The 497-nt window shown below is 71.8% G+C and carries 1 pseudogene; it reads left to right on the top strand.

Features of this window, described 5'->3' with window-relative positions:
* Positions 1-497: pseudogene (locus G3I71_RS46820) on the top strand (glycoside hydrolase family 2 protein); the annotation flags it as partial.

Genomic DNA, 497 nt, shown 5'->3' with positions numbered 1-497 from the left:
CCTCGGCGCGCACCTCAACCTCGTGCGCGTGTGGGGCGGCGGGATCTACGAGTCCGAGGACTTCTACGACCTGTGCGACGAGCGCGGTCTGCTCGTGTGGCAGGACTTCCTGCTGGCGTGCGCGGCGTACCCCGAGGAGTCGCCGCTGCTGGAGGAGCTCGAGGCCGAGGCCCGCGAGCACGTCGCGCGCCTCACGCCGCACCCCTCGCTCGTCGTGTGGAACGGCGGCAACGAGAACCTGTGGGGCTTCCGCGACTGGGGGTGGCCCGACGAGCTCGAGGGGCGCACGTGGGGCCTGCGGTACGCGACCGAGCTGTTCCCGGCCGTGGTCGCCGAGCTCGACCCCACGCGCCCGTACGTCGAGAACAGCCCCGCCTCGCCGGGGTACGACCTGCACGACGTGCACCCCAACGACCCCGACCACGGCTCGCACCACCAGTGGGAGGTCTGGAACCGGGTCGACTACACCGCCGACCGCGACGAGGTTCCACGCTTCT

The organism is Streptomyces sp. SID12501 (assembly GCF_010550245.1).
Lineage (GTDB): Bacteria > Actinomycetota > Actinomycetes > Streptomycetales > Streptomycetaceae > Streptomyces.
Note: the sequence above shows the minus strand (reverse complement) of the source record. Positions and strands in the feature narration are given on the sequence as shown.